Below are 26507 nucleotides of genomic sequence, written 5' to 3'. Positions count from 1 at the left end.
CCGATACCTGACTGTCTGCATCGCTCATTAGAACCTGTGCCCGGCTATAGCCTTGTTTTGATGGCAAATTAGCACAGGCCGCAACTCCAATCTATCGGTGACTTAGAGGCTGTCCAGCAACTCCTGATGCCGTGTGGTATATGCTTCTCTTACCTCGATGGGAGGGCGCAGCTTGATCTGCAGCCCCTCCAGAATCGCTTTGTCAGGGCGACCGAAGAATTTTGTCGCCTCAGCATCTGAAAAGCCCGCGATTTGTGTCGCTTCCATCCAGGCGCTGATCTTGTCGGCTTTCTTAATCTGGCGCTTAACCGTTTGCGGCACCGCGGCAGGCAACCCGAAACGGATATGGATTGCAGCTGCCAACCGGTCGTCAAGCGCACCATAATCCGGGCCGACCGCAGATTTGACCGGGGAAATCATGTCTCCGATCACATATTCGGGCGCGTCGTGTAACAGTGCCGCTAACCGCCATTTTGTTGGTGCATTTGGTGCGATGCGGCCAAAAAGCTGCTCCACCAGCAAGGAATGTTCGGCCACGGAATAGGCGAAATCCCCGTTGGTCTGACCGTTCCAGCGTGCTACGAAGGCCAGCCCGTGCGCGATATCTTCGATCTCGATATCAACCGGGGTCGGGTCCAGCAGATCCAGCCTGCGGCCCGACAGCATTCTTTGCCACGCTCTGGGTTGTGTTGCCATTTTGCCATGCCTTGTGAACTGGGACACGTTCAATTCGCGTTCTTGTGGTATGATGTATCTGTCTGGATCACATGCTGCCAACATTTTCTTGAGCATTCGTGCTTTGAATCTGCGCGATACGATCCCGACATAAAGGACTGAGGGGGGTGCTGACTCCTCCCAGTTGCGCCCTCTCGAAACGAAACACGTATCGAAAGGAGCTTGTTATGTTCAAGCGTTTACTTGCAACCGCCCTGACCTTTGGAATGGCCGCCACTGCACCGCCCGCTTTTGCCCAAAATTGTGCAGAACGCGAGCACGTGATTACCAAGCTGCAAGATAATTACGCCGAGGAATTAGCCTTTGGCGGCTTGCAGAAATCACGTGGAGGGCAGACGGTCATGGAGGTTTGGACCTCAAAGGAAACGGGAAGTTATACCGTTCTGGTGACCCAGGCGAACGGCATGAGTTGTATTGTCGCCGTTGGCACTGATTTTTTTGAAGCGATCCCCAAAATCAAAGTCGAGGGTACGCCAAGCTGATATTTTGTCACCAGACTTCCCGTTTCCGGCCATCCACATTGCCACCTGTCCCAAGGAATGCTAGGGGCAGCCCGGATCAAGATTTACCGGAATGGAGCACCTGATGGCCGGGGACTATATCGTCAAAGACATTTCGCTGGCCGGATTTGGCCGCAAGGAACTGGATATCGCTGAAACGGAAATGCCGGGGCTGATGTCCCTGCGCGCCGAATATGGCGAAAGCAAGCCGCTGAAAGGCGCGCGGATCGTCGGTTCGCTGCATATGACCATCCAAACCGCCGTTCTGATCGAAACGCTGGTGGCGTTGGGTGCGGATGTACGCTGGGCGTCGTGCAACATCTTCTCGACGCAGGATCACGCGGCGGCAGCGATTGCCGAAGCCGGCATTCCCGTCTTCGCGATCAAAGGCCAGACGCTGGAAGAGCATTGGGATTATCTGGACAAATCCTTCCTGTTCGAAGACGGCCCGAACATGATCCTGGATGATGGCGGCGACGCGACATTGTACATCCTGCTGGGCGCCCGCGCCGAGGCAGGCGAAGACATCATCCCTGTTCCAGGATCGGAAGAAGAAGAGGTCATCAAGAAGCAGATCGCCAAACGTATGGCGGCCAGCCCTGGCTGGTTCACCAAGATGCGCGATCAGATTCAAGGCGTGTCCGAGGAAACCACCACCGGTGTGAACCGCCTGTATCAGCTGGTGAAAGATGGCCACCTGCCGTTCCCGGCAATCAACGTGAACGACAGCGTTACCAAGTCGAAATTCGACAACAAATATGGCTGCAAGGAATCGCTGGTCGATGGCATCCGCCGCGCCACCGACACCATGATGGCCGGTAAGGTTGCCGTTGTCTGTGGCTATGGCGACGTGGGCAAAGGCTCGGCGGCTTCGTTGCGTGGTGCAGGTGCCCGTGTGAAGGTGACCGAAGTCGACCCGATATGTGCTCTGCAGGCTGCAATGGACGGGTTTGAAGTCACCCTGCTGGAAGACGAAGTTGCCAGCGCGGATATCTTCATCACCACCACCGGCAACAAGGACGTGATCCGCATCGAGCATATGCGCGCGATGAAGGACATGGCCATCGTCGGCAACATCGGCCACTTCGACAATGAAATTCAGGTGGCCAGCCTCAAGAATCACAAATGGACCAACATCAAGGAACAGGTTGATATGATCGAGATGCCTTCGGGCAACCGCATCATCCTGCTGTCCGAAGGCCGCTTGCTGAACCTCGGCAATGCCACCGGGCACCCCTCTTTCGTGATGTCGGCTTCGTTCACCAACCAGGTTCTGGCGCAAATCGAACTGTTCACCAAGGGCGATGAGTACAAGAACGAAGTCTACATCCTGCCCAAGCATTTGGATGAAAAAGTCGCTCGTCTGCATCTGGACCGCATCGGCGTGAAGCTGACCCAGATGGATAGCGATCAGGCGGCCTATATCGGGGTGAAACCCGAAGGCCCCTACAAGCCGGAACACTACCGCTACTAAGTACGAAAGAGGCATGACCAAGCTTTCCAGACGCCGCCGAATCCTGCTTTCGGCGGCGTCTTTTCTTTTTGGCCTCTTAACTCTGTTGATCGTGTTGGGCGGAGGCGTTTGGTGGCTGCTTGCCCATCCCGATACGCCTGTACCCCCGCACTGGAACCCTCTGCGTGATCTGACCGTGACGGCCCCGGTCACCCCGGTGACAGCCTATCAACTGAACCGAGCACTGGCGGATGACGTCATGTGCAGCGCCGCTCTGGCTGAGGCTGGGGTACAGTTTGAACCGATGGAAGATCTGGTCGTGGACGAGAACTGTGGGATTGCGGGGCGGGGCCGATTGACCAACTTGGTGAAAGCACGGATCGCGGCGATTGAGACCCGGTGCGCCACCACCTTACGGCTTGCCATGTGGGAGCATCATGTGGTGCAGCCTGCCGCAGAGAAGGTATTAGGTACCGCAGTCAGCCGATTGCGCCAGATTGGCAGCTATAATTGCCGCCGGATGCGCACCGCGCAAGGACAAGACAATGGTTGGAGCAGCCACGCCACTGCAGACGCGATCGATATCGTCGGGCTGGACCTCTCGGATGGGCGCAGCTTGAACCTGCTGTCTGACTGGGGCACTGACGGCCCCGAGGCCGATTTCCTGCGTCAGATCGGGCGCGGAGCCTGTGATTGGTTCCGCGTGGTCCTTGGCCCTGACTACAACCGCTTGCATGCCGATCACTTTCACCTGCAGGGGCCTGGCTGGGGCTACTGCCGATAGTACCTCAGCGCAATGAAGGAATGAAATCTCCGCGGCCCTGTGGTGTGAAATCCAACACATTCCACAAAGGCCACGCTGCATCCACATGCCGGGGATGCCAGTCGCTGGGTTCAAAGAACAGCTCGGAACTCCAGAAGTGATGAATGCCATCAGGGAGCCGTTGAAAGACATTCAGGATGGGAAGCTGATCGCCCCCTTCGGTCTGGGCCAGATAGTCGCTCTGGTAATTCGTCCCCAGTGCAGAAAAGAGCGGCAGCGCATTCCAACCCATCTCATCCTTGAGCGCCGAGAGTTTTTCAGGCGTGTTCTGCGCCACCACGGCAACCGAGGCGTTCTGTATGAGATGGTGGATCTGAGAGTTTAGTCCATCCAGAAAAGCAGAACACATAGGGCAGGGGCGTTCCGCATCAGGTCCGTACATCAGTGAATAAATGATCAGCGTTTCTTTGTCGCCAAACAGCGAGGACATCGGTGCGCCTTTGCCTGCCAGATCTCGGAACGCATAATCACCAGGGATTTTGCCCCCGGTTGGAAGAGAGCGGCGCAAGGCCGCGACCTCTTCAACCTTGGCTCTCAGGTCTCGTTCGGCAGAAAGGAGTGCGTTACGTGCGGATCGGTATTCGGTGGTTTCGTTGGGCAGAGAAACGGGCATGAGGACCTCCGGGAATCATAATTAACAAAAATGTTAAATAATAAATCTGGAAAAATCAAATCGAGTAGTCCTGCAAAGTTCAGCCTAGGGGGAAACCTTGTGATTTTTCCCTTTTGGGAATTCCGCCGACGAGGCTAGTCTCTTCCGCATCGGCAAAAAATTCCGTGACAATGGATTAAGGAGACTGGGACATGGGCAAACGCGACGAATTGATCGCCAAATACGCTGAAGATCTGAAAGGCAAATGCGGGATGGACCCCGATATGGACCTGCTGACCAAGGTCACCATCGGTTGCGGTCCGGCGATCTATGACGCGGATGCGTCGACAGTGGCAGCCAGCCAGGAAGGTGAGCTTGAGACGGTCAAGAACAACTTCCTGATCAAAAAGCTGGGCCTGTCGGATGGTCCCGAGCTGATGGAAGCGATCAACAAGGCCATGGAAACCTATGGCATGTCCGAGCGCAATAAATACCGCGCTGTGGTTTATTACATGCTGACCAAGCATTTCAGCAAAGAATCGGTTTATAGCTGATCTAGCCTGAAACCAGCTTAGCACCCGTCGGTCCTGCCGACGGGTGTTCTGTATTTGAATGAAACTCTAAACACTTGGCGTTTGAAGCGTAGTTCTGAAATCGGCTAAGGTCAGGTCATGACCAGGACGGTCAGAACCAATAGATTTCCATATGCGTGTGGTGAGTTTGGGAGCACGCGGGGTAGGGAAGGTTCTGCATCCGTCAGGACCTTCCCTTTCCATTCAATCCGCCTTGGTCTGGCCCAATCCGCAGATCACCTGCCATTCTGCATCGCTGACCGGCTGCACCGACAGGCGCGAGTTCTTGACCAGAACCATTTCAGCCAGACGTTCATCTGCCTTGATCTGATCCAGCGTGACAGGGGTGGCAAATGGCCGGACGGCCTTGATATCCACGCATTCCCAGCGCTCATCATCGGTGGTGCTGTCGGAATGGGCCTCGGCGCAGACCTCGACAATGCCAACAATCGCCTTGTCCTTTTGCGAATGGTAGAAGAACCCCCGATCACCGATCTGCATCTGACGCATGAAATTACGGGCCTGATAATTGCGGACCCCGTCCCATTCCTCGCCTGCATTTCCTTTGGCGACTTGCTGATCCCAGCTCCAGGTCGAGGGTTCGGATTTGAACAGCCAATACGCCATCAGCCGATCACCTTTTTCCACGGGATCAACTCGACCGAGTCGAACAGCCCGGCCAGCGCATAGGGATCATTTGCGGCCCAGGCCTCAGCTGCGGCCAGGTCATCGACATCCAGAATGACCAGCGATCCGATCATCGCATCGCCTTCCAGCAACGGCCCGGCCTGCGCCACCACACCAGTGTCATCGATATAGGCCAAATGTGCCGCGCGGTTGTCCAGCCGGGCTTGCAGGGCTCCGGCTTTGTCACGGGCGATCAGGGCGATGAGCATATTATTCCTCCTTGAGTGGGCGACCCAGCAGCGCCTGAATCGCGTCGGTGACACTGTATGCACCGCTGCTGAGTTTCGCCACCGTTGCGCTGATCGGCATATCCAGTCCTTCACTTGCGGCGATCTCAGACATGGCCAGCGCGGTGGCGACGCCTTCGACAGTTGTTGTGCTGTCAAACGGTTTCTTTTGACCCAAACACAGGCCAAAACGATAATTTCGAGATAATTCGGACGAGCAGGTCAATACCAGATCGCCCAACCCTGACAGCCCCATAAGCGTATCCGGTTGGGCCCCGCGCAGCGCGGCAAAGCGCTGCATCTCGGCAAATCCGCGCGTGATCAATGCAGCGCGGGCGCTGTCGCCAAGGCCTGCCCCAATGGCCGCGCCGCAACCAATAGCCATCACATTCTTTAGCGCGCCACCCAGTTCTGCCCCGACGGCATCGGCGGTTCGATAAAGACGCAGGTTGGTGGTTTTCAGCTCTTGCTGAAGCGCCTCACCCAGTTCGGCATCCGCACAAGCCAGGGTTAGCGCCGTGGGCAAACCGCGCGCGATGTCGTCGGCAAAACTGGGCCCGGTCAGCAGGGCCGGTTGGGCGTCCGGCACTGTTTGACGGATGACGGCGACAGGACCCAAACCCGTGGACAATTCGATCCCCTTACAACAGGCAATCAGAACCTTCCCGCTCAGCCGTGCTGCGTGAAGATTCAGGGCATCACGTAGTTTTTGCATTGGCACCGCAAGCAGCAGTACATCGGACCGCACCGCCTGTTCAATCTCGGCAGTCACCGTGATGTTGGCTGGCAGCGTGACGCCCGGCAGGCGATCGACATTCTCTCGCGATTGCTGCATTTGGCTTGCCTGATCGGGGTTCCGCGACCAAAGCGTAACGGGGCCGTTTCCCGCCAATGATATGGCTAAAGCGGTTCCAAAGGCACCTGATCCAAGAACTGAAACGCTCATGCTTTGGCTCCTTTCTTGCCGCCACCTAGCATCGATGGGCTGGTTTGATCCAAGGGCCAGCGGGGTCGTGCCATCAGGTCCAAGCCATCCCGCGCACCGGTGCGGAATCTTTCTATTCCTGCATAGGCAATCATGGCGGCATTGTCGGTGCATAAAGCCATGGGAGGGGCGGTAAATCGGGCGCCCGTTTCCGCAGAAACAGTCTCTAATGCAGCACGAATGGCAGTATTTGCAGCAACCCCACCGGCAGCGGCAATAACCGGTTCCGACGGAGAAGCCTCAAGATACAGCGCAATTGCGCGGCGGGTCTTCTCGGCCAGAGTATCGACGATCGCCTGCTGAAATCCGGCGCACAGATCGGCGCGATCCTGTCGCGTCAGACCGCCTTTTTCGGCCACGATCTGATCCCGCATCCGCATCAGCGCAGTCTTGAGCCCCGAGAACGACAGGTCACATCCGGGGCGATCCAGCAGCGGGCGCGGAAAGCGGAAACGTTTGGGATCGCCCGTACAGGCCTCGGCCTCGACCGAGGGGCCGCCGGGCTGCGGCAGACCCAGCAGACGGGCGGACTTGTCAAAGGCTTCTCCGGGGGCATCATCGATTGTGCCGCCGAGACGGGTGAAATGCTCGGGTCCATGCGCGATCAGGTATTGGCAGTGGCCGCCTGAGACCAGCAGCATCAGGTAGGGAAAGGCAATTCCGTCGGTCAGGCGTGGCGTCAGCGCGTGTCCGGCCAGATGGTTCACCCCGATCAGCGGCAACCCGGTCGCCGCACTCAGACCCTTTGCGCACATCACGCCGGACATCACGCCGCCGATCAGGCCCGGCCCGGCTGTCACGGCGATTGCATCCAGATCACGCAAGCCAACTTCGGCCTGTGTTAGAGCCTGTTTGACGCAAATATCCAGCTTCTCGGCATGCGCGCGCGCTGCGATCTCGGGCACAACACCGCCATAGGCGCTGTGCAACTCGGTCTGGCCATGTACCACGGATGACAGGATCTCGGCGCGCGCGCCTGTGCCCTGCCGCACCACGGCGGCAGCGGTATCGTCGCAGCTGCTTTCCAGTCCGAGGACGGTAAGTGTTTGCACCATAGGCCTGATCCGTTGCATCATGATTGCCAAGCGGGGTATCACCCCGCGCGGATGCAAACAATCCCAAGGCCGAAGGCGCCGACCGTTGTATTTGTTGATGACCCGCCCTCGCGCCGCCTCGGACAGGTTCGTTGCGCAACTGCCGGACCACATTCGGTCGCAAGTCGCGGTTATCCATTCACCCTTGTTAAGGATCGAACCGTTGGAGGTCGCGGTTGAGTTCGGTGATACTGCTGGGCTGATCTTTTCCTCGGCAAATGGTGTGAACGCCGCTGCCCTATTAAATGTGGATCGCAGCCTGCCCGCCTATTGCGTCGGTCCGGCGACCACGCAGGCCGCGCAGAACGCGGGATGGGACGCGCAGATGCTGGGTGCGACGGCCGAAGCGCTGGTGGCCAATCTACTGAAACTCAAGCCACGCAGCCCACTGCTTCATCTGCGCGGAGAACACAGCCGTGGCAACGTGGCCGGGCGTCTAACTGAATCCGGCTTGACCACCCGAGAACAACCGATTTACCGGCAACAGCTTTTGCCGCTGAGTGATGAGGCGTCACGGGCCGCCGAGGGTGATCAGCCCATCATCGCCCCGATATTTTCGCCCCGCACAGCGCGACAATTTGCCGATGTCTGGGCCGGATCTGCGCCTCTGTGGCTGGCCGCGATTAGCGAAGCCACGGCGGAACCCCTTAAAACACTGAGTTTCGAGCGGCTGAAGATCGCGGATGAACCGACCCCGGACAAAATGCAGAAAGCCGTGAAAAAACTCGTGAAACACGTGATGCGGGTTGAGAGCGCGCCGGGTGCAGATTAACTTGGGTTAGTCTGTTGTTCATGTGTTTTGGGAATCGATAAGGGGATTAACGCGGTGGCTGATAAGAAGAAACCCGATCAGGAGCCGGTCGAAGACCCCAGCGTCGAAGAGGTGGCAGAACCCGCCGAGACCAAAAGTGATGCCGTCTCGGATCAGAAATCCGTTGACGCGGACGACGCTGCAGACGAGCTGACTTCCGAAGCCGAAGCCGAAGCCGAAGCCGAAGCCGAAGCCGAAGCCGAAGCCGAAGCCGAAGCCGAAGCCGAAGCCGAAGCCGAAGCCGAAGCCGCTTCTGAGCTTGTCGAAGAAGTTGCACCTGCAGAAGAGAAAGTAATCGAACGCACCGTCGAAAAGCGTGGCGGTTTCGTTCCGGCGCTGCTGGGTGGCGTTGTTGCCGCTGGAATCGGGTTTGCCGTGGGCAGTGGCGGGTTTTTGTCTGGTGGGGCAGATAGCTCGGACGCGATTTCCGCGCTTGAGAAGAAGTTGACGGAACAATCCGATCAGATTGCCCAACTGACCAAATCTCTGGCTGACGGGCCGGATGTCTCGGGCCTGTCGGATCAGATCAAGGCTTTGTCAGACAAGCTATCGCCGGTCGAAAGTGATTTGAACTCAGTAAAGACCAGTGTCGAAGGCCTGACTGGTAAGTTCAACCCGCTAGAGGAACGCCTGACAGCGCTTGAGAAACAACCGCTTGAGGCAAATGTCTCGCCCGAGGCGACGGCAGCCTTTGAGGCCGAGTTGAAGAAACTGCAGGACTCCTTGGCCGCGCAGCGCAGCGAAGTGGAAAAGATGGTCTCGGACGCGCAGGCGCTTGAGGCGAAGGCCTCAGCCGAGGCACGCGCGGCGACCAATGCTGCAATCCTGTCGCGTCTGCATGGTCAACTGGACGCTGGTCAGCCCTATGAAGAACTGGTTGCTGAGTTGAAGGCCGGTGGGGTCGATGTACCCGATGCCTTAGCTGCGTCAGCGACGGACGGGGTTGAGACGCTCTCAGCCTTGCGCTCGACGTTTGCCCCTGCTGCGCGCACTGCGCTCGCCGATGCACGCGATGCCAACAAGGGGACCGGCTTGGTTGCCTTCCTGCAGCGCCAGACGGGCGCGCGGTCGGTGACACCGCAAGAGGGGGACGACCCGGACGCAGTCCTGTCGCGCGCTCAGGCGGCGTTGGCGGATGGTGATGTCTCAAAGGCGCTGACCGAACTGAAATCACTGCCCGAAGCGGCGCAGACCGCATTGGCGGACTGGGAGCAGGCGGCGCAGACGCGGGTCTCTGCCGTCGAGGCCGCAAATACGCTTGCTTCAAGCCTGAACTCGAACTGAAGGACCTGCCATGCTGTGGTCATTGTTAAAGATCCTTGTTTTTGTTGCGATTATCGGCCTGCTGGCCATGGGTGCAGGGTTCCTGATGGAATCATCCGGCGGGGTGCAGATCACCGTCGCGGGCACGGAATACACGCTTGGTCCGCTGCAATCGGTGATCGCGCTGGGTGTGCTGGTGTTTGCGGTCTGGTTGTTCTTCAAACTGCTGACGCTACTGATCGCGACGTTGAAATTCCTCAACGGTGATGAAACCGCCCTGTCGCGGTATTTCGACCGCAGTCGGGAAAAGCGCGGATATCAGGCGCTGGCGGACGGGCTGATGGCGCTGGCCTCGGGTGAGGGGCGCGTGGCGATGACCAAGGCCAACAAGGCCGAGAAGCTGCTGAACAAGCCGGAACTGACCAATCTGCTGGTGGCACAGGCCGCTGAGATGACCGGCGATACCAAGAAAGCATCCGAGACCTACAAGAAGCTGGTCACCAACAACGCCACACGATTTGTCGGCGTGCGCGGGATCATGAAGCAGAAACTGGCTGAAGGTGACGATGAAACCGCACGCAAGCTGGCCGAGAAGGCTCTGGCCTTGAAGCCCCGGCACGAAGAGACGCAGGATGTGCTGCTGAACCTGCAGACCAGGGCGCAAGATTGGGCAGGCGCGCGCTCCACGCTGACGTCAAAGCTGAAGGCCGGGTATTTGCCGCGTGATGTGTTCAAGCGGCGCGATGCGGTTTTGGCCTTATCCGAGGCCAAGGTGCTGCTGGATGATACGGCAACGGTCGAACAGCAGGAACACGCGATTGAGGCAAACCGCCTGTCGCCCGATCTGGTCCCGGCAGCTGCTATGGCCGCGCGGGCCTATATCAAAAAGGGCAAACCACGCGCGGCAACCAAAATAATCAAAAAGGCATGGGAGGTTCAGCCTCATCCCGATCTGGCCCATGCCTTTGCTGAGATTGCGCCGGATGAAACCCCCGATCAACGCGTCAAGCGGTTCACGGCGCTGACTCGGATTCACCCGGAGAACATGGAGACCCGCTTGATCCTGGCCGAGCTCAACATCGTAGCCGAAGACTTCCCCGAAGCGCGCCGCGCGCTGGGCGATGTGGTTGAAAAGCAGGGGGATGCCAGGGCCTATACGCTGATGGCTGCGATTGAACGGGGCGAAGGTGCCTCGGACGCAGTGGTTCAGGGTTGGCTGGCCAAGGCGTTGAACGCACCGCGCGGGCCGCAATGGGTCTGCGACAATTGCCACGATATTCAGCCCGAATGGGCCCCGGTCTGCCAGAACTGCGGCAGCTTCGACACACTCAGTTGGCAGACACCGCAGACGCCTGAAATCGCCAGTGCGACAGGAGTGCACATGTTGCCGCTGATCGTCGGAGCGCTTGAGGATCAATCGGAAGCCGAGGAAGAACCAGAAGTCGACGATCCAGAGGTGGAAGAAGTGATTGAAGTAAACGCCGAGCCCGTCGAAATCGAGCAAGAGAAACGGGCCTAATGGTTCGATAATTCGTTAGAGCTGTTTATTAGCAAGCTCTGAGCTGTAATCAGGCGTGGCGGATTCTTTGCTACTACGTACTATCAGTCATTTCTGCGACGCCAACAGTCCCAACCAGGCTTTCAATCGTTTGGCAGCTCAGCCGATCGGCACGGGTTCCATGGCAATACAGGCCGCCTACCCCGATCGGTGACGTCATTCATATGATCCCTTCTTGTTTTAGTGCGTCGATTTCTGCGTCAGATAAGCCAAGCTCGGTCCAGATCGCAGCGTTATCGGCACCAAGGGTAGGCGGGGCCGTTTGGGGAGTTCTCCGTTCGCCATCCATGACTATCGGACTGCCTGCGAGGCGCATGTTTTCACCGTGAACTGACAGGCTCGCTATCAATCCCCTCCCATCCAGTTGTTTGTCTGACAAAGTCTCAGGCACTGTAAAAACTTGCCCCGTCGGTACGCCGAGCGCATTCAATTCGCGAACCCAATCTTCGGCCGGACGGGTACTCAACACACGTTCGAGTTCTTGCCGAAGGGCATGCCGGTTTTGTTTGCGGTCCTCACGGGTCTGATAGTTGGGGTGGGTCAGCAAATCGTCTCGGTTTAGATGTTTTGCCAGGGCCTGCCATTGCTCATCCCGATTGGCCGCGATGTTGATCGGACCGTCGGACGTGGCGAATGTACCGGACGGGGCCGAGGTGGTGTTTTCGTTGCCATGGGCACCTGGCTGCACGCCCCCCAAGAGATAGTTCGACACGACCCAACCCATTGTCGAGACAACGGCCTCGGTCATTGCAACGTCCAGAAATGCGCCGCGCGGACTGGCGTTCAAGGCCGCGCTGATAGCAAAGGCTGCGGTCAATCCACCCACAGTATCTGCCAGAGGATAGCCGACCCGGTAAGGTGCCGTATCGGGAGCGCCCGTGATCGACATGACACCGCTGATACCCTGAACAATCTGGTCATATGCGGGATCGTCACGCCTCGGTCCGTCCTGACCGAATCCGCTGATCGCGCAATAGATCAGGTCGGGATTTTCGTTGCGCAGAACCTCATAACCCAACCCCAGTCGATCCATGACACCTGGGCGGAAATTCTCAACTAGAACGTCGGCGGTTTGAACCAGCCTTTTGAGTAGCGCCTTACCCTGCTCGGCCTTCATGTCCAGCGTAACAGACTTTTTATCGGCGTTTTGAGCCAGAAAGCTGATGCCCATTCCGGCCTTGTTGCGTTCAGGATCCGCGCCCAGCACGCGGGCCAGGTCCCCGCTGCCGGGGCGTTCAACTTTGATGACTTCGGCGCCCATCAGGGCAAGTTGATAGCAACAATAGGGGCCTGCAAGAACATTGGTCAGGTCAAGGACGCGGACCCCTGAGAGTGGCTCAGTCGCCATCGGCGATCCCTGCTGCCCGTGCCCGTGCTCGGCGGGCGCGGTAGCTGGGCAGCAGCACCAACAGCACGGCGACGACCAGTAGCGCCAGCGTCATCGGGCGCTCCCAGATAAACCCGATACCATCGTAAAGCTGCATGGAGCGTGCGAAGTTGTCCTCCATCATTCCACCAAGGATAAAGCCAATCAGCAGGGGAGCGAGTGGATAATCCGCGAACTTAAGAGCTGTCGCGCAGACCCCGAAACCGACCAATATCAACAGTTCGGTGGCGTTGTTCTGGCCGATATATGCACCCATCAAGGTGAAGAACAGAATGAACGGGATCAGATAGTTGCGCGGAACGGCCAGCACTTTGGCGATATAGGGGATCAGTGGCAGGTTCAGGATCAGCAGGACGAGGTTACCGATGAACATCGACATTATAACCGCCCAGAAGATCTGCGGCTCGTCGATCATCAGACGCGGGCCGGGTGTGACGTTCAGCGCGATCAGCGCGCCTAGCAGAATTGCGGTCGTGCCCGATCCGGGAATGCCCAATGTCAGCAGCGGCACAAACGAACCGGTACAGGCCGCGTTGTTTGCCGCCTCAGGTGCCGCAAGCCCTTTAATAGAGCCTTTTCCAAACTCTTCCTGCTCATTTTTTGGCGCGATGTTGCGCTCGACCGCATAGCCAAGGAAGCTCGCAATAGTCGCACCCGCGCCCGGCAGGACCCCGATGAAAAAGCCCTGAGTCGATTGGCGTCCAATAACCGGCGCGATGGCTTTTGCCTCGTCTTTGGTGATGCGCAGATCTTTGATTTCACCATCATCGCCTTGCAGATTCTTGGGCTTGAGGACGAGGAAAAGCGCCTCGGGCAAGGCAAACATCGCCATGGCCAGCGTGATGAAGCCAAAGCCGGATTGCAGGTCCATGATGCCCATGGTGAAGCGCGGCAGGTTGAACAGCGCACCCTCTCCAACGGTGGCCATGATCAGGCCGAGAATGGTCATGATCAGCGCCTTTGCCACCTGACCTGAACCGGCAAATGCCGCAATGGCTGACAAGCCAACGACCATCAGCGCAAAATATTCGGCGGAATGAAACAACAGCGCGACGGAAGACAGCGCCGGGGCGAATACCATCAACAAGATTGCCCCGATCGTACCTCCTGCGAAACTTGCGATCGCAGCAATGGTCAGCGCTTTACCGGCTTTGCCTTGTCGCGCCATAGGATAGCCATCAAAGCTTGACGCCACTGTGCCCGCGACCCCCGGCGCGTTCAGCAGGATGGATGAAGTTGAGCCACCGAAAATCGCGCCATAGTAGACGCCCGCGAGAAGGATCAGAGCAGCGGATGGGTCTCCCATCGAAATTGCGACCGGGATCATGATCGCGATGATCGACATTGGCCCCAACCCGGGCAACATGCCGATGAATGTACCGATCAGGCACCCCGCGATGACCATCAGTAGGTTTTGAAGCGAAAAGGCCGTTTGCAGACCGATCAGAAGTCCTTCAAGCATGTCAGCCTCCGAAAACGCCGGGCAGTGGGCGCATGTAAATTCCAAGTACTTCCTGAACCAGATACCAGACCGATCCGGTTGCGATCAGGGCCACAGGCACCATGATATGCCATTTGCGTTCACCCAGAATGTACGAACCAATAATCAAAAAGCCCGATGTCGCGATCAGAAATCCGACGGGGCGCAGACATAGGGCGTAGACGACCATCAGAACCAGCAGCGAAATCGCCTGCCCAAGGTGGTATTCGCCAAGGCGGCGGTAGTCGATATCCGCCTCTTTTATTTCACTTTTCTCAAAGCCCAGAAGGATGATTGTGCAAGCGATTATCCCCAGTATGGACAGGACCTTGGGGAAGGTGCTGGGCCATATCGGGTTCCTTTGCATGAAAGGGGGCAGGCTGCCGTCCATCGTGAACCAGGCTGCATAGCCATAGGTTAGACAAATCCCCAGCAGAACAAGCGCGATCCAGCGATCCAGCGCCATGGTGTCCCCTCCCGTATTATTGTTGTGAGTTTGGGGGCAGAGCGGAGGACCGCTCTGCCGAAGCCGCCTTTAGAGGAAGCCCAGTTTCTTCATCAGATCGCTGATCTGCTTTTCTTGATCTTCAAGGAAAGCCGAGAAGTCGTCGCCCGAGTTGTGGATGTTCACCCAACCGTTGCGCGCGCGTACTTCTTCCCATTCAGGTGTGTCATACATTTTTGTGATGGCGTCCTGATAGGCTGCCAGCTTGTCTTCGGGCAGTCCGGGTGCCGCAAAGAAACCACGCCAGTTGACGAAGGTGGTATCGATGCCCTGTTCTTTCATCGTCTGGGCATCGGGTGCCGCGTCTACGCGCTCCTCAGAGGTAACGCCGATGATCTTCACCTCACCCTGATTGGCCAGATCGACAGCTTCCGAGAAGCCAGTCGACAAGGCTGCGATTTCGCCAGACAGCAGTGCCGCCATGGCCTTACCGCCTGCATCGTAAGGGATGTATTTGACGCCCAGCGCATCTTTGCCGGCTGCTTCCATCACCATGGCTGCCACCAGATGGTCCATGCCGCCCGGAACCGAGCCGCCGCCAATGGCGGTGGCACCTGGATCGGCGTCATAGGCTGCCAGTAGGTCTGCCATAGAGTTGATCGGGCTGTCCTTGCCAACAACGATTGCCGCATAGTCACCGATGGTGCCCGATACCAAAGTCAAGTCGCGGAAGTTATGCGGGAACACGCCCGTCAGAGACCGGATTACGATGGGTGTCGAATTGACCATCAGCGTTCCGTGATTGCTTTCGGCATTTTCGATCAGATAACCGATGGCTTTACCGCCACCGCCGCCTGACATGTTCTCGTAGGACGCCGTGCCCACAAGACCTGCATTGGTCAGGGCCTCGCCAGTTCCGCGTGCGGTTCCGTCCCAACCGCCGCCGGCGCCACCGGGGATCAGAAAGTGGATGCTGTCCACGACCTGGTCTTGCGCCAATGCAGGTCCGGTTAGACCAACGGCAGCAACGGCTGCGATCAGGGCACGACGGCCCAGTTTGAATGTTGTCATGATGTCCTCCCATTTGACATCCGGCCGCGGGGCGGCTCAGATTATTCTGAAGTTTAACCACACGAACCTGACATCAACCTGTCACGCGTTAGGAAGCGCCCCAGCCCTCATGAAATTCCTTCTGGTCGAAGATAATCTGGATCTTGCAAATGCGATGTGTGCCCGCATGCGCCTGGATGGTCATGTCGTTGATCATGCAGAGAAATTGGACGATGCAACGGCCTATGCTGAGATCGAGGAATATGATCTGATCCTGCTGGATATCATGCTGCCCGATGGAGATGGCCGGGACTTCTTGCAGCGTCATCGGGCCCGTGATCCGGATACGCCAGTTATCGTTTTGACCGCGCGCAGTCAGGTTTCGGATCGAATCGGATCGCTCGATCTGGGGGCGGATGACTATGTAACCAAGCCCTTTGATCACGCCGAGCTAGAAGCCCGTTGCCGGGCCGTCTTGCGGCGCAAATCAGGGATTGCCAAATCAAGGATCGAGGTCGGCGGGATCGTGTTTGACCCTGTCGCAGGCCATTTGAGCGTGCGGGGAGAAACGATATCCTTGCGCAATCGCGAGCTGCGGATGATGGAGCTGTTCATAAACGCGCCAGGTCAGGTTTTTTCGAAACAGAAGCTGGCCGACAGGTTGTTTTCTTACGACGACAACATCTCGGACAACGCGATTGAGGTCTATGTGGGTCGACTGCGCAAGCACCTTGAGAAATCCGAGCTGAAAATCACCACGTTGCGCGGGCTGGGCTACAGGCTGGACCATGACGGTTAGTCCGGCTGTTTATGGATCGCTCAGAAATCGGCTTGTGCTGGCGCTGATCAGCGGCGCGGCATTATTGGCCGTTCTACTGTTCTTCGCGGTCCGAAATTATGCAGCGCAAGTGGCGCAGCAGGGGCAGGACAACATCCTTGGCGCGTCGGCGGCCTCGATCCTGGATGCGGCTGCGCTGCGTGATGGGCAGCTCGAGATCGATATTCCCTATGCCGCGTTTTCTATGCTGGCGACCCCGTCGGATGACCGAGTGTTCTATGCAATCTATCAGGATGGTGCATTCATATCGGGCTATGACGATCTTCAGCTTGCCCAAGATGCGGGTGATGGCAATTGGACCTTCGGTGCAGGTGAGCTTCGAGGTGAGCGCATTCGGCAGGTCAACGCCAGCCGCACATTGGTTGGTCTGGGCCGTCAGACCGAAATCGAGGTCGCGCTTGCGCAGACGCAGGATGCATTGGCCGAAACGCTGGATCAGATTTCACGCAATGCGGCCTTTTTGGGGATCGGGTTTTTTGTGCTGACAGCGGCGCTGTCTTTTTGGGTTACAACAGCAACCATCGGACAGCTGAACAAGCTGACCACCTCGGTGACCCGTCGCGGACCGCAGGACCTCAGCCCGTTCCGAAAACCGGTGCCCAAGGAAATGGCCCCTCTGGTGTCTTCGCTGAATTCCCTGATGGGGCGGCTGGATCAATCTCTCAGCCAGTCCGAGGATTTCATCGCAGAGGCGGCGCATCGGGTGCGTACTCCGTTGGCGACCGTCCGGTCCTATGCCGAGGCGACCTTGCAACGTGTCGAACGCAAGGAAAACCGCGAAGCTTTGCGTGCGATGGTAAGGGCTATCGACGAAAGCTCTCGGGCGGCGGGGCAATTGCTGGATCATGCCATGATCACATTCCGGGCCGATCATCTGGAACGAGAAGACCTCGATCTTGTTGCTTTGACCCATGAGCTAGTGCAGCGCCTGACGCCCATCGCCGAAATGAAAGACCTTTCGTTGTCTCTTACGGGTGACGCTTCGGTTCAGTATTCAGGTGATCCGATCCTGTTGCAGAACGCTGTGCGTAACATGGTCGACAACGCTCTGAAATACGCACCCCCTGACAGCACCGTTGAAATCAACGTCACCGCAACGCCTCAGATCCAGATCAGCGTCAAAGATTCTGGCCCGGGGTTTCCACCTGATGAGATTGACACGTTGACCCGCAGGTTTGAGAGAGGCCAGAACGCCACAGGGACCATTGGTTCGGGCTTGGGGCTGACCATTGTACAGGACGTGGCAACAGCCCACGGCGGCACGCTGGTTCTGACCAATCAATCAGAGGGCGGCGCATGCGTTATTTTATCGCTCTGATATTTTTGCTGCTTCCGCATGTTGGAACCGCGGACGACTGGGAAGATCGCCGGTTGTTCAACGATGGCGCGGAGGGCACGCCCTTGCGTGTCATATCGAGCACCGACACCGTTCTGTTCGCACCGTTCATCGAAGAGTTTGTTGCAAGAAACCCTCAGATTAGTGTCGAATATTTGGTGTCAGGGACTGCCGATATCTATGAGCGCGTTCGGGCAACACCTGATGCATTTGACGTTGTCATCTCAAGTGCCATGGACCTGCAATTGAAACTCGCCAATGACGGGTTTGCACTGCCTCTGGACGGTATGCCCATTCCTGCTTGGGCGCAGTGGCACGACAGTCTGTTTGCCTTTACCTCCGAGCCCGCCACCATTGTGGTCAACCGCGCAGCTTTCGAAGGCCAAACCATCCCGCAAACGCGTCAGGGCCTGATCGAAGCGCTACGAGAACGGCCCGAGGTGTTTCGAGGCAAGGTTGGAACTTATGACGTACGGCAATCCGGGCTGGGCTATCTGTTCGCCACGCAGGATGCGCGTGCGTCGGAAACCTATTGGCGCCTGATGGAGGTGATGGGCGGTCTGGGCGTCCGGCTATATTGCTGCTCCGGCGATATGATCCGCGATCTGGCCGACGGGAAAGTTCTGGTCGCCTATAACGTGCTCGGCAGCTACGCGGCGGCTCAGACTGAAGGTGAGGGTGCTCTTGAAATCATATTGCCGTCTGATTTCCAGACTACGATGATGCGAACGGTCATGGTTTCTAAGGCGACACAAAAACCTGAGGTTGCTGAAGCATTTGTGCGTTATCTGATTAACGGTACGGCACAAAGTCCTGAGCGATCGCCTCTGCCGGTCTTGTCTGCATCCACCGATAGCGCACAGGAGGCAATCGGACTAAACCCTGCGCTGCTGACCTATCTGGACGTATTGAAACGCAGAAAGTTCATCTCGGCCTGGGAAAACGCTGTTATCCAATAGTGATGCAGGGGCCGATTGGACCAATCGGTTCCGTTTGCCAATGTTGCCGTCGCATTGGGCGGGCCGGTATCGAAGATGCCAATATGATCTGCAAGACGCAATTCGCAAGCCAAACAGCATCTGCCTTTCGACTTTTGCCGACCTCGCAGGATAACGCATCTAAGCACAGGCGCTCGATGAATAATTGCTACACATCCGCAGAGGATGCCTAGGACCAAGGCTCAGTATTACTGCTGCGCCAAATCAAGTTGTGGGCGTGTACGTCGTAACACTTGCCATCAGTGCGTCTGCCCAAATAGCTCATACAGCTCGATGGTCGTTTTCACACCAACCTTCTGTTGGATGCGTCCCCGATGAATTTCCACCGTGCGAGGGCTTATTCCCAGTGCAGTGGCAATCTCTTTGCTAGATGTCCGCGAGGGGTGGGTCAGAATATGCTGCAGCACCTGTTCCTCGCGCTCGGTCAAAAGTCTGCGCTTATCTGCAAGCATCTGACGCCTTGTTTTATCGGTGCGCAGTTTTGTGCCAAGTTCGAAAGCGGCCTGAATTCGTTCAACCAGCACCTGCAGGTCGAAAGGTTTCTCCAGAAAGTCAATTGCGCCTGCCTTTGTGGCGCGGACCGATTCCGGAATGCCCCCATGGCCTGAGATGAATATGACCGGGAGGGTCGAGTCGCGCCGGTTCAGATGATCCTGCAGTTCCAGCCCGTCCATCCCCGGCATTCCGTAATCAAGGATCAGACATCCTTTTGCATCTTCATGCACTTGGTTCAGAAAGGCCTGTGCATCCGGAAAGTGTTCGACCTGCATCCCACGTTTGCTGAGGGAGCGCGACAGGGCAATACGCACATCTTCGTCGTCATCGACGATGTATACAACCTGCGGATCAAAGATCATTCCTGATTTTCCTCGGATAAGTCACTGCGGCGCAGGGTGAAACAAAAGCATGCGCCTGTTGTTTCGGTGGGTTCATACCAAATCGTTCCGCCGTTGGCTTTGACAATGGTTCTGCAAATGGACAGGCCCAGGCCCATTCCGTCGGTCTTTTGCGTGTCGAATGTATTGAACAAAGTGACATCATCACTGACGCCAGGACCGTTGTCCTGCACATGGACTTCGACCATTTCATCTGTGGTTCGGGTCATAATGTTGATCTGGCCTTTCGCGACCGGATCACGCGCCAGAGCATCAATTGCATTGCGCAACAGATTGACCAGCACCTGCGCGATCTGTGTCCGGTTTCCGATCACCGGGGGAAGGCCGGATTCCTCAAAATGCAACTTGATCTCATGCAGTTTCGCCTCGGCCTCCATCAGACTGACGGTTTGCCGGATCAGCCCGCTCAGCTCAAACGGGGTTTGACGTCCGCGATCCTTTCGCACCACTTCGCGCAGGGCGCGTATGATGTCGCCTGCGCGGCGAGACTGGCGGTCGATATCCGAAAGGATCTCGGTCAGTTCAGGATCGGGATCGCCGATTTCATCCAACGTGATCTTCGCAGCGTCAACGTTATATGAGATCGCGCTAAGTGGCTGGTTCAGTTCATGCGCCAGCCCGGATGCCATCTCACCCATCAAGTTGACCCGCGCCACATGGGACAGATCGCGGCTAAGGCGGCCGGCCTCATCCTCGGCCTGCTTCCGATCACTCACATCATCGATAATGGCAACTGCGTGATCGGGTATGCCACTTTCATCGCGGATCAGGATTGCGTTGACCCGCAGCCAGATCGGTGATCCGTCTTTGCGGATAAACTGGTTCTCGATTATGAACTCGGAATCCTGCAGCAGGGTTTCGCGGAACTTGACCGCAATCTGATGACCGTCTTCGGGCAGAATGTCGGCCAGCGTCATCTTCTCCAGTTCTTCCGGCTTGTACCCCATGATGTCGCACAGCTGTTCGTTGGTCCGTAGAAACCGCCCCGTCTCGGGCGAGATCTGGGCCATCCCCCGCGAGGCCAGATCGAAGGTGCGGCCATAGGCGGTTTCGAACCGTTGACGTTGTTTGACCTCTTGCGTCAGAGCCACACCGGTATCTTCCAGCTCACGATAAGGGCTGTGCAAACCTTCTTCGGGCGTGATCTCTCCACTGAACAATTGCTGGCTCTGACTGGCAAAAGTGCGCACCGGGGCATAGATCCGGTCGGCCATGGCAAGCCCGATTGCGCCGGTCAGAATGGCGATGGCCAGCGCGATCCAGACGCCTTGTGTCCGGTTTTTCTTGATCTCGCCAATAAAGTTGTCCTCGGCCGCATAAAGGCCGATTAGCCAACGCAGCCCCGGCTCGGACACCTCGATCAGCATCGCCACATAGTCTTGACCGTTTAGCTGGAAATCCGTGTGTAAAGGGCCCTCGGTGTTGCTCAGATCGGTTTGCACCACATCTCCGAACGCCATTTGCGCGATGGGGTCCGCGATCTGATCCACCCGGGTCAACTCAGGCGCTTCCATATGGGCTTCCTGCCGGATCAACACGAGCGTTGGGTGTGCCAGAACCGCACCATCTTCGTTCAGAACCAGCGCGGCGCCTCGTCGTTCAGACCAGATATCCAGCAGGAATCCCGACAGGGCGTCGATCTGGATATCGACACCCAAAATGGCGCGGATGTTTCTATCCTCGTCCAAGATCGGCACGCTATAGGTGATCCCCGGCTGGCGCGTCGTGAAGAAGATATAGGGTTCTGTCCAGATCGGCGCTTTGGTCTCAGAGACCATTCGGAACCAAGGCCTACTGCGCGCCTCATAGGTATCGGTGTCGGTGACCGCCCTCTCAAGCAGAGTAAACTGATCGTTGCGCCATTTGAAATCGGCGGGATGCTCGGTGGTGCCCTCAAGAAATGGCGGAACGTACTTGGTGCGATAGCGCCCGGCCTCTTCTGCGCGCATCACATAGACAAACCTGCCCGTATTATCGGCCAAATACATCCCAGCAAGCTGTGGTGCGACCTGAAGCTGCTGGAAGAAATGGCTTTCCAAAACGGTGGCATCGCTGATGTCCAGAACGTCATTTTCGGCAAGACGCCTCGTAGCATCTAATGCTTGCCGGGCTGGGTTCAGGAAACTTTTGACCTGCCCGATGACGTTGACGCTAACCTCGTTCAGAGAATTGCGCGATTGCCGCAAAAGCGCGTTTTCCGAGCTGACAAAGGTCGACAGGATGACGGAAAGGATCGCGAGAAACTGCAACCCACCCAGGCACAGTGCAAGCGTTGCACGCAGCGACCTGCGCCTGCGCGCGGGTTCGGCATGATCTGGACGAAGTTCTTGATGTCCTGCGTGGTCCAAATTCTGTCCAAACGACCTTATACAAGTATCGGTACCTAAGACGCGACCTGCGGCCGATTACCCTCATTCCCCTATCTTCGAATCCAAGCCTATACGTAATCAACCGTATAGACACCTGCTGTTTGGTTTCGCTTTCCTCTTATTCATCGGGGGGCCTGATTCCAGTGCGATTTTTTGTGTTGTGTTCTGAAAGGTTTCAGGCACCCCAACAGATTAAAAAAGACTGACAACAGGAGTGTCAAAGTGTTCAAGAAATCCTCAATCACCGCATTTGCCGCGGCGGCCCTGATGGCACCAGCGGCATATGCAGAAGAATTCATCACGATCGGAACTGGCGGCGTTACGGGTGTCTATTACCCGACGGGTGGCGCGATCTGCCGTCTGGTCAACAAGGGCCGGAAAGAGCACGGGGTCCGGTGTTCGGTGGAGTCGACTGGGGGGTCGGTTTACAACATCAACACCATTCGCGAAGGCGAGCTTGAGTTTGGTGTGGCACAGTCGGACTGGCAGTACCACGCGTATAATGGCAGCTCGAAATTCGAAGAAGCCGGCCCGTTTGAGAACCTGCGTGCCGTGTTCTCGGTACACCCAGAGCCGTTTACGGTTGTGGCGCGTGCCGACGCGGGTATCTCGAATTTCGAAGACCTGAAGGGCAAGCGCGTCAATATCGGCAACCCCGGTTCCGGTCAGCGCGGCACCATGGAAGTTCTGCTGGGCGAAATGGGCTGGTCCACCGATGATTTCGAACTGGCGACCGAGCTAAAGGCGGCTGAACAGTCCGCAGCTCTGTGTGATAACCAGATTGACGCAATGGTATACACTGTTGGTCACCCGTCCGGTTCGATCCAGGAAGCAACCACCGCGTGCGACTCGGTTCTGGTGAATGTCAGTGGCGATGCGGTTGACAAGCTGGTGGGTGACAACTCGTTCTACCGTACCGCTACCATCCCCGGTGGTATGTACCGTGGTTCGGACGGCGACACATCGACCTTTGGTGTTGGTGCGACTTTTGTGACCTCGGCAGACGTTTCCGAAGATGCGGTTTATGCGGTTGTCAGCTCAGTCTTCGAGAACTTCGATGACTTCAAAAAGCTGCACCCGGCATTTGCCAACCTGAAACCGGAAGAGATGATTGCGGATGGCCTGTCGGCACCGCTGCATCCAGGTGCTGAGAAGTACTATAAAGAAAAAGGCTGGATTCAGTAACCAGACCTGACGCGGGGCGCCTTTCGGGGCGCCCCGGCTCATATCCGGGCTAAACCGGAGACAAGACGGCCGCAAAAACCAAGGCCGAAGGACAGGGAGATACCAACATGAGTTCCGACACACAGGGCAATCGCCCCCTTTCCGAAGAAGAGCTTCAGGAACTGGTTGCCTCATCAGATGCAGGCGCGCGTGATCCGGCGGGAAATGTCGGGCTGTTTCTAGCGATCGTTGCGGTCTTGTGGTCGGTATTTCAGGTCGTTCTGGCCTCTCCCTTGTCGAATTATCTGCTGCCGGGCAGCGTGGTGAACAACTCGCGCCAGATTCATCTGGCCTTTGCGATGTTTCTGGCCTTCTCGGCCTATCCGGCGCTGAAATCCAGCCCGCGGAATTACATCCCGATTCAAGATTGGATCATGGGGATCGCGGGCGCGTTTCTGGCGCTGTACGGTTATTTCTTCTACCAAAAAATCGTTGATGCGGGCGGTCTCGCAGACGACACCGACAAATGGTTCGCCCTTGTTGGCCTACTGCTGCTGTTTGAGGCCGCGCGGCGTGCGCTTGGCCCTGCGATGGCTATCATTGCCACGATCTTTCTCGCCTACGTCTTCTTCGGTTCCTCCGAATGGGTACCCGAGGTGATCCGCTGGAAAGGCGCCAGCCTGCAAAAGGCGATGAGCCATATGTGGATCACGTCCGAAGGTGTCTTTGGCATCGCGCTGGGCGTTTCAACCAAGTTTGTCTTCCTGTTCGTGCTGTTCGGCGCGCTGCTGGATAAGGCGGGCGCGGGCAACTACTTTATCAAGATGGCCTTTGGCGCGCTGGGGCACCTGCGCGGCGGCCCGGCCAAAGCGGCGGTTGTTGGTTCAGCAGCGACCGGCCTGATCTCGGGGTCATCCATCGCAAACGTTGTGACCACCGGTACGTTCACCATCCCGCTAATGAAACGTGTAGGCTTTTCCAGTGAACAGGCGGGCTCGGTCGAGGTCGCCTCATCCGTGAACGGCCAGATCATGCCACCTGTGATGGGCGCTGCTGCCTTCCTGATGGTGGAATATGTGGGCATCTCATACGTTGAGGTGATCACCCACGCCTTCCTGCCTGCTGCGATCTCCTACATCGCGCTTGTCTACATTGTGCACCTTGAAGCGGTGAAGCGGAAGATGCCGACATTGGGTGATCGCGTTGTTTCGATGGGTCGCACGATTGGCGGCATGGCGCTGTTCTTCGTGGGCTTTGCCGGGCTGTGTTACGGCATCCAATACCCGATCAAGGCCATTGTTGCGCTCATGCCCGATGCGTCGGGGCTGGTCCTGTCGGCGCTGATCTTGCTGGCCTATCTGATCCTGCTTTGGCTGGCTTCCGGAGTAGAGGACTTGGTTCCGGATGACCCCAACGCCAAAGAGGTCGAACTGCCGGTGATCGCCGAGATCTACAAGGCCGGTCTGCATTACCTGCTGCCGATCATCGTGCTGGTCTACTTCCTGATGATCGAACAGAAATCGCCCGGCCTGTCGGCCTTCTGGGCAACCTCTCTGTTGTTCGTGATCCTGCTCACGCAGAAGCCGCTCAAGTCGATCTTCCGGGGTGAGAGTGATACCGCGAATGCCTTTATGGCCGGTGTTACCGACCTGTGGAACGGTCTGATTGACGGCGCGCGTAACATGATCGGTATTGCGCTGGCCACCGCCACCGCAGGTGTGATCGTGGGCACCGTAACGCTGACCGGTGTGGGTCAGGTGATGGCCGATCTGGTCGAGTTCCTGTCAGGCGGTAACCTGATCGCCATGCTGGCGCTGGTCGGTCTGCTTAGCCTGATCCTTGGGATGGGTCTGCCGACCACGGCGAACTACATCGTCGTCAGCTCGCTGATGGCGGGCGTGGTTGTCGAACTTGGCGCGCAGGACGGTCTGATCGTGCCGCTGATCGCGGTGCACCTGTTCGTGTTCTACTTCGGCATCATGGCTGATGTGACACCGCCGGTTGGTCTGGCGAGCTTTGCCGCCGCCGCCGTCTCGGGCGGGGATGCGATCAAGACCGGCTTCACGGCCTTCTTCTACAGCTTGCGCACCGTGGCACTGCCGTTTGTGTTTATCTTCAACACTGACCTGTTGCTGATCGATGTGGGCTGGGTACAGGGTATCCTGGTGGCCGTCTCTGCGACCATCGCGATCCTGATCTTCACCGCCGGCACCATGGGCTGGTTCCTGACCAAGAACCGCATCTATGAAAGCGTTGCACTAATCCTGATCGCCTTTGCGCTGTTCCGTCCGGATTTCTTCATGAACCGCATCGCACCGCCTTTTGCGCAGATCGAACCGGCACAGCTCACACAGGCCGTGGGTGAGGCCGCACCGGGCAGCACCATGCGGATCGAGGTTGCAGGTCCTGACTTTGACACCGGCAATATGACCGAAACCACCGTGGTTCTGGACATTCCGGAAGGGGCCGACGGCACAGCACGCGTTGACGCCTTGGGCCTGATGACGCTGGAAGAGGATGGTCTGGTCAAGCTCGACGAGCCGATGTTCGGCACGCCGGTCGCGGATGAGCTGGATATGTTCGACTATTATGCTGACGATGCCGTTCGCATCACCAGCATTCAGGCTCCGCAAAGCCAGCCCGCGAAAGAGCTGATCTTTATCCCGGCGCTGATCCTGTTGGGTCTTGTCGCCTTCCTCCAGAGCGGCCGTGCCGCAAAACAGGGAGAACCCGCATGACCCAAGCAATTCTGTGCGCCGTGGATATCAGCAATGGCGATCTTGATGTTGCTGTCCTTGAACGCGCCGCAGCGCTGGCCGAAATGGATGGTGCGCGGCTGGATGTCGTGACCGTGACACCTGACTATGGCGAAGGTTTCGTCAGCAGTTTTTTTGAGCCCCACCACCACGAAAAGGTGATTGAAGAGGCTCATGAAAAGCTGGTCGCCCTCTGCGCCGCCACGCTGGGGGAAGAGCGCAACGCCAAGGTCCGTCATGTGGTGGCCACCGGCAGCGCCTATCAAGAGATTCTCAAAACCGCGGAAGGTGCAGGCTCGGACTTGATCGTGATCGGTGCGCATAAGCCTGATTTTAAGGATTATCTGCTTGGTCCAAATGCTGCACGGGTCGTTCGGCACTCGAATACCTCGGTTTACGTCGTGCGCTAGCTCAAGCGGACCGAAGGGGGCCGGGAAGTTGAGATTGGTTGCTTTCGACGGGGCAGCCAGTTCACTCATCAAAGGTAT

Annotated in this window: 25 protein-coding genes; 13 read left to right on the top strand and 12 right to left on the bottom strand. The window is 57.4% G+C overall.

The features are described 5' to 3' along the window. Positions 1 to 102 precede the first annotated feature (102 nt). Positions 103 to 696, bottom strand: coding sequence for an HD domain-containing protein (locus ACR0JR_RS15605; protein ID WP_480456938.1), 594 nt, complete (start codon positions 694 to 696; stop codon positions 103 to 105). A 206-nt stretch (positions 697 to 902) separates the two neighbouring features. Here ACR0JR_RS15605 and ACR0JR_RS15600 point away from each other — a divergent pair, with 206 nt between their 5' ends. The 3 genes from ACR0JR_RS15600 to ACR0JR_RS15590 all read left to right on the top strand — a co-directional run bounded on the left by ACR0JR_RS15600 (position 903) and on the right by ACR0JR_RS15590 (position 3472). Then, positions 903 to 1217 (top strand): hypothetical protein, encoded by a 315-nt coding sequence (locus ACR0JR_RS15600; RefSeq protein ID WP_480456937.1) that lies wholly within the window; start codon positions 903 to 905, stop codon positions 1215 to 1217. A 103-nt stretch (positions 1218 to 1320) separates the two neighbouring features. After that, positions 1321 to 2709, top strand: coding sequence for an adenosylhomocysteinase (ahcY, locus tag ACR0JR_RS15595; RefSeq protein ID WP_480456936.1), 1389 nt, complete (start codon positions 1321 to 1323; stop codon positions 2707 to 2709). 13 nt (positions 2710 to 2722) lie between these two features. Further along, positions 2723 to 3472, top strand: a complete 750-nt coding sequence (locus tag ACR0JR_RS15590) for an extensin-like domain-containing protein (RefSeq protein WP_480456935.1) — start codon at positions 2723 to 2725, stop codon at positions 3470 to 3472. A 4-nt stretch (positions 3473 to 3476) separates the two neighbouring features. On the opposite strand, the gene ACR0JR_RS15585 is transcribed toward ACR0JR_RS15590, so the two are convergent. After that, the gene (locus tag ACR0JR_RS15585; RefSeq protein ID WP_010443018.1) at positions 3477 to 4124 is read right to left on the bottom strand and encodes a DUF899 family protein; all 648 of its coding nucleotides are present in this window, start codon (positions 4122 to 4124) and stop codon (positions 3477 to 3479) included. A 191-nt stretch (positions 4125 to 4315) separates the two neighbouring features. Between ACR0JR_RS15585 and ACR0JR_RS15580 the strand changes: the two genes are divergently transcribed. Next, positions 4316 to 4657, top strand: a complete 342-nt coding sequence (locus tag ACR0JR_RS15580; RefSeq protein ID WP_480456934.1) for a DUF2853 family protein — start codon at positions 4316 to 4318, stop codon at positions 4655 to 4657. A 222-nt stretch (positions 4658 to 4879) separates the two neighbouring features. Here the strand turns inward: ACR0JR_RS15580 and ACR0JR_RS15575 are convergent, their stop codons facing one another. Genes ACR0JR_RS15575 through tsaD form a run of 4 tightly spaced genes read right to left on the bottom strand, consistent with a single transcriptional unit; the run spans position 4880 to position 7629 of the window. Further along, a complete protein-coding gene (locus tag ACR0JR_RS15575) occupies positions 4880 to 5302 on the bottom strand; it encodes an EVE domain-containing protein (RefSeq protein WP_480456933.1) in 423 nt (140 codons plus the stop codon). Further along, positions 5302 to 5571 carry a YciI family protein gene (locus tag ACR0JR_RS15570; protein ID WP_480456932.1) on the bottom strand — a complete coding sequence of 90 codons (270 nt, stop codon included), beginning with the start codon at positions 5569 to 5571 and terminating at the stop codon, positions 5302 to 5304. Before ACR0JR_RS15570 ends, ACR0JR_RS15575 begins: the two co-directional genes overlap by 1 nt. Position 5572: 1 nt before the next feature. Beyond that, positions 5573 to 6535 carry an NAD(P)H-dependent glycerol-3-phosphate dehydrogenase gene (locus ACR0JR_RS15565; RefSeq protein ID WP_170780110.1) on the bottom strand — a complete coding sequence of 321 codons (963 nt, stop codon included), beginning with the start codon at positions 6533 to 6535 and terminating at the stop codon, positions 5573 to 5575. Next, positions 6532 to 7629, bottom strand: coding sequence for a tRNA (adenosine(37)-N6)-threonylcarbamoyltransferase complex transferase subunit TsaD (gene tsaD, locus ACR0JR_RS15560; RefSeq protein WP_480456931.1), 1098 nt, complete (start codon positions 7627 to 7629; stop codon positions 6532 to 6534). The genes ACR0JR_RS15565 and tsaD overlap by 4 nt, the downstream gene beginning before the upstream one ends. 97 nt (positions 7630 to 7726) lie before the next feature. On the opposite strand from tsaD, the gene ACR0JR_RS15555 reads away from it, so the two are divergent. Genes ACR0JR_RS15555 through ACR0JR_RS15545 form a run of 3 tightly spaced genes read left to right on the top strand, consistent with a single transcriptional unit; the run spans position 7727 to position 11261 of the window. After that, positions 7727 to 8440 (top strand): uroporphyrinogen-III synthase, encoded by a 714-nt coding sequence (locus ACR0JR_RS15555; protein ID WP_480456930.1) that lies wholly within the window; start codon positions 7727 to 7729, stop codon positions 8438 to 8440. A gap of 54 nt (positions 8441 to 8494) precedes the next feature. Then, on the top strand, positions 8495 to 9763 hold the full coding sequence (locus ACR0JR_RS15550) for a COG4223 family protein (protein WP_480456929.1): 1269 nt from the start codon (positions 8495 to 8497) through the stop codon (positions 9761 to 9763). Positions 9764 to 9773: 10 nt separating this feature from the next. Then, positions 9774 to 11261 (top strand): heme biosynthesis HemY N-terminal domain-containing protein, encoded by a 1488-nt coding sequence (locus ACR0JR_RS15545; RefSeq protein ID WP_480456928.1) that lies wholly within the window; start codon positions 9774 to 9776, stop codon positions 11259 to 11261. A gap of 199 nt (positions 11262 to 11460) precedes the next feature. Here ACR0JR_RS15545 and ACR0JR_RS15540 read toward each other — a convergent pair whose 3' ends face one another. From ACR0JR_RS15540 to ACR0JR_RS15525, 4 genes are all read right to left on the bottom strand, one after another. Continuing rightward, on the bottom strand, positions 11461 to 12648 hold the full coding sequence (locus ACR0JR_RS15540) for a CoA transferase (protein ID WP_170780115.1): 1188 nt from the start codon (positions 12646 to 12648) through the stop codon (positions 11461 to 11463). Continuing rightward, a complete protein-coding gene (locus ACR0JR_RS15535) occupies positions 12638 to 14149 on the bottom strand; it encodes a tripartite tricarboxylate transporter permease (protein ID WP_170471192.1) in 1512 nt (503 codons plus the stop codon). The genes ACR0JR_RS15540 and ACR0JR_RS15535 overlap by 11 nt, the downstream gene beginning before the upstream one ends. Before the next feature lies 1 nt (position 14150). Continuing rightward, positions 14151 to 14633: a tripartite tricarboxylate transporter TctB family protein gene (locus ACR0JR_RS15530; RefSeq protein ID WP_170471194.1), complete on the bottom strand. Its 483-nt coding sequence runs from the start codon at positions 14631 to 14633 to the stop codon at positions 14151 to 14153. A 69-nt stretch (positions 14634 to 14702) separates the two neighbouring features. Further along, a complete protein-coding gene (locus tag ACR0JR_RS15525) occupies positions 14703 to 15683 on the bottom strand; it encodes a Bug family tripartite tricarboxylate transporter substrate binding protein (protein WP_170542439.1) in 981 nt (326 codons plus the stop codon). A 109-nt stretch (positions 15684 to 15792) separates the two neighbouring features. Between ACR0JR_RS15525 and ACR0JR_RS15520 the strand changes: the two genes are divergently transcribed. Genes ACR0JR_RS15520 through ACR0JR_RS15510 form a run of 3 tightly spaced genes read left to right on the top strand, consistent with a single transcriptional unit; the run spans position 15793 to position 18795 of the window. Next, a complete protein-coding gene (locus tag ACR0JR_RS15520; protein WP_170542436.1) occupies positions 15793 to 16461 on the top strand; it encodes a response regulator transcription factor in 669 nt (222 codons plus the stop codon). After that, the gene (locus ACR0JR_RS15515; RefSeq protein ID WP_010443032.1) at positions 16451 to 17818 is read left to right on the top strand and encodes a sensor histidine kinase; all 1368 of its coding nucleotides are present in this window, start codon (positions 16451 to 16453) and stop codon (positions 17816 to 17818) included. The genes ACR0JR_RS15520 and ACR0JR_RS15515 overlap by 11 nt, the downstream gene beginning before the upstream one ends. Beyond that, positions 17797 to 18795, top strand: coding sequence for an ABC transporter substrate-binding protein (locus ACR0JR_RS15510; protein WP_480456927.1), 999 nt, complete (start codon positions 17797 to 17799; stop codon positions 18793 to 18795). Before ACR0JR_RS15515 ends, ACR0JR_RS15510 begins: the two co-directional genes overlap by 22 nt. Before the next feature lie 278 nt (positions 18796 to 19073). Here ACR0JR_RS15510 and ACR0JR_RS15505 read toward each other — a convergent pair whose 3' ends face one another. Continuing rightward, entirely contained in the window at positions 19074 to 19691 is a 618-nt protein-coding gene (locus tag ACR0JR_RS15505; protein WP_170471203.1) for a response regulator transcription factor, read from the bottom strand. Next, positions 19688 to 22078: an ATP-binding protein gene (locus tag ACR0JR_RS15500; RefSeq protein WP_480456926.1), complete on the bottom strand. Its 2391-nt coding sequence runs from the start codon at positions 22076 to 22078 to the stop codon at positions 19688 to 19690. Before ACR0JR_RS15500 ends, ACR0JR_RS15505 begins: the two co-directional genes overlap by 4 nt. 243 nt (positions 22079 to 22321) lie before the next feature. Between ACR0JR_RS15500 and ACR0JR_RS15495 the strand changes: the two genes are divergently transcribed. The 3 genes from ACR0JR_RS15495 to ACR0JR_RS15485 all read left to right on the top strand — a co-directional run bounded on the left by ACR0JR_RS15495 (position 22322) and on the right by ACR0JR_RS15485 (position 26429). Beyond that, positions 22322 to 23284: a TAXI family TRAP transporter solute-binding subunit gene (locus ACR0JR_RS15495; protein WP_170471207.1), complete on the top strand. Its 963-nt coding sequence runs from the start codon at positions 22322 to 22324 to the stop codon at positions 23282 to 23284. 107 nt (positions 23285 to 23391) lie between these two features. Then, positions 23392 to 26001 carry a TRAP transporter permease gene (locus ACR0JR_RS15490; RefSeq protein ID WP_480456925.1) on the top strand — a complete coding sequence of 870 codons (2610 nt, stop codon included), beginning with the start codon at positions 23392 to 23394 and terminating at the stop codon, positions 25999 to 26001. Further along, complete coding sequence (locus ACR0JR_RS15485; protein WP_480456924.1) at positions 25998 to 26429, top strand: universal stress protein; 432 nt, start codon at positions 25998 to 26000, stop codon at positions 26427 to 26429. Before ACR0JR_RS15490 ends, ACR0JR_RS15485 begins: the two co-directional genes overlap by 4 nt. The last annotated feature ends 78 nt before the right edge of the window (positions 26430 to 26507 follow it).

This window comes from Ruegeria sp. AA3 (assembly GCF_056542905.1).
This window is presented reverse-complemented; position numbering and strand designations above follow the sequence as displayed.

Coding starts and splice junctions, on each gene's coding strand:
- ACR0JR_RS15605 (WP_480456938.1), bottom strand. CDS start 696: ATGGCAACACAACCCAGAGCGTGGCAAAGAATGCTGTCGGGCCGCAGG.
- ACR0JR_RS15600 (WP_480456937.1), top strand. CDS start 903: ATGTTCAAGCGTTTACTTGCAACCGCCCTGACCTTTGGAATGGCCGCC.
- ahcY (WP_480456936.1), top strand. CDS start 1,321: ATGGCCGGGGACTATATCGTCAAAGACATTTCGCTGGCCGGATTTGGC.
- ACR0JR_RS15590 (WP_480456935.1), top strand. CDS start 2,723: ATGACCAAGCTTTCCAGACGCCGCCGAATCCTGCTTTCGGCGGCGTCT.
- ACR0JR_RS15585 (WP_010443018.1), bottom strand. CDS start 4,124: ATGCCCGTTTCTCTGCCCAACGAAACCACCGAATACCGATCCGCACGT.
- ACR0JR_RS15580 (WP_480456934.1), top strand. CDS start 4,316: ATGGGCAAACGCGACGAATTGATCGCCAAATACGCTGAAGATCTGAAA.
- ACR0JR_RS15575 (WP_480456933.1), bottom strand. CDS start 5,302: ATGGCGTATTGGCTGTTCAAATCCGAACCCTCGACCTGGAGCTGGGAT.
- ACR0JR_RS15570 (WP_480456932.1), bottom strand. CDS start 5,571: ATGCTCATCGCCCTGATCGCCCGTGACAAAGCCGGAGCCCTGCAAGCC.
- ACR0JR_RS15565 (WP_170780110.1), bottom strand. CDS start 6,535: ATGAGCGTTTCAGTTCTTGGATCAGGTGCCTTTGGAACCGCTTTAGCC.
- tsaD (WP_480456931.1), bottom strand. CDS start 7,629: ATGGTGCAAACACTTACCGTCCTCGGACTGGAAAGCAGCTGCGACGAT.
- ACR0JR_RS15555 (WP_480456930.1), top strand. CDS start 7,727: ATGACCCGCCCTCGCGCCGCCTCGGACAGGTTCGTTGCGCAACTGCCG.
- ACR0JR_RS15545 (WP_480456928.1), top strand. CDS start 9,774: ATGCTGTGGTCATTGTTAAAGATCCTTGTTTTTGTTGCGATTATCGGC.
- ACR0JR_RS15540 (WP_170780115.1), bottom strand. CDS start 12,648: ATGGCGACTGAGCCACTCTCAGGGGTCCGCGTCCTTGACCTGACCAAT.
- ACR0JR_RS15535 (WP_170471192.1), bottom strand. CDS start 14,149: ATGCTTGAAGGACTTCTGATCGGTCTGCAAACGGCCTTTTCGCTTCAA.
- ACR0JR_RS15530 (WP_170471194.1), bottom strand. CDS start 14,633: ATGGCGCTGGATCGCTGGATCGCGCTTGTTCTGCTGGGGATTTGTCTA.
- ACR0JR_RS15525 (WP_170542439.1), bottom strand. CDS start 15,683: ATGACAACATTCAAACTGGGCCGTCGTGCCCTGATCGCAGCCGTTGCT.
- ACR0JR_RS15520 (WP_170542436.1), top strand. CDS start 15,793: ATGAAATTCCTTCTGGTCGAAGATAATCTGGATCTTGCAAATGCGATG.
- ACR0JR_RS15515 (WP_010443032.1), top strand. CDS start 16,451: ATGACGGTTAGTCCGGCTGTTTATGGATCGCTCAGAAATCGGCTTGTG.
- ACR0JR_RS15510 (WP_480456927.1), top strand. CDS start 17,797: ATGCGTTATTTTATCGCTCTGATATTTTTGCTGCTTCCGCATGTTGGA.
- ACR0JR_RS15505 (WP_170471203.1), bottom strand. CDS start 19,691: ATGATCTTTGATCCGCAGGTTGTATACATCGTCGATGACGACGAAGAT.
- ACR0JR_RS15490 (WP_480456925.1), top strand. CDS start 23,392: ATGAGTTCCGACACACAGGGCAATCGCCCCCTTTCCGAAGAAGAGCTT.
- ACR0JR_RS15485 (WP_480456924.1), top strand. CDS start 25,998: ATGACCCAAGCAATTCTGTGCGCCGTGGATATCAGCAATGGCGATCTT.